Here is a 1002-nt window from a genome sequence, read left to right as displayed (position 1 = left end):
GGCCACCACCGGGTCCCGTGCGACCAGCGTGCGGCGCAGCGTCCGGGGCGGCGGGACGGGGATGAAGTCGTAGTCGTAGCTCAGGGCCAGGTCCATGTCCCCCCGCTTGATCCGGTTGTAGCCGGCCTCGGGCTCCAGCTGGCTGAGGCTGACCTGCACGTGCGGGTAGGCCGCTTGGAGCCGGGCCAGCGCCTGCGGAACGATGCCGGTGGCGGCCGAGGCGAAGGCGCCGAGCCGGATCCGTCCGGCCGTACCGGCACGCATGGCGCCGAGTTCGGCCGAGGCCGCCGCCAGCGCGCTGCGGACGCCCTGCTCCGCGCCGAGGAGGACTTCGCCGGCCGGTGTGACGCGAACGGGGCGGCGCTCGAGCACCCTGAGGCCGGCGCGGCGTTCGAGTTCGGCGATCTGCTGGGAGACCGCGGGCGGGCTGTAGCCGAGTTCACGTGCCGCGGCGCTGAACGAGCCGTGCCGTACGACGGCTTCGAGGGTGGCGAGCAGGCGGGGATCGAGTCCGTGCACGGGGTTAAGGCTCACTTATCTGTCGCGAAGATGTGTTTTCTTGTGATTGGAGATGAACGCCAGGAGGATTCTTGCCAGCGGCAAGAAAAACGCAAGCCTGCGCACTCGGCCCGCGAAAACCCCTCCCCCACCGTCCCGGTGACCTCCGCCAGTACCACCTCCCCATCCGCCGCAGCCTGCCGCGGCGGGGCGTTCGGTTCGGCTCCGGCTGTCGACGGTCGCCCCTCATGCCCCGAAAGGAAGTGGTATGCCCCAGCCACCACTCATCGGAATCACCACCTACCTCGCCCACGCGCAGTGGGGTGAGTGGGACCTTCCCGCCGCAGTGCTGCCCGCGGCCTACGCGGACTGCGTCCGGGCGTCCGGCGGCCGCGCCGTACTGCTGCCGCCCGACGCGCCGGAGGCCGCGGCCGACGTGGTCGGACGGCTGGACGCGATCGTCCTGGCGGGGGGCGAGGACCTCGATCCCGCACTGTACGGGGC

2 protein-coding genes are annotated in these 1002 nt (G+C 71.9%); one reads left to right on the top strand and one right to left on the bottom strand.

Annotated features, from left to right (window positions below):
- Positions 1-519: LysR family transcriptional regulator (locus tag VR44_RS35875; RefSeq protein WP_045951843.1), on the bottom strand; the 519-nt coding region annotated here is incomplete at its 3' end.
- 247 nt (positions 520-766) lie between these two features.
- On the opposite strand from VR44_RS35875, the gene VR44_RS35870 reads away from it, so the two are divergent.
- Positions 767-1002: gamma-glutamyl-gamma-aminobutyrate hydrolase family protein (locus tag VR44_RS35870; protein WP_045951842.1), on the top strand; the 236-nt coding region annotated here is incomplete at its 3' end.

Origin of the sequence: Streptomyces katrae (genome assembly GCF_000966975.1) — a bacterium.
GTDB classification, from domain to species: Bacteria; Actinomycetota; Actinomycetes; order Streptomycetales; family Streptomycetaceae; genus Streptomyces; species Streptomyces katrae.
The sequence above is the reverse complement of the archived record's forward strand: the minus strand, read 5'-3'. Positions and strand labels throughout refer to the sequence as shown.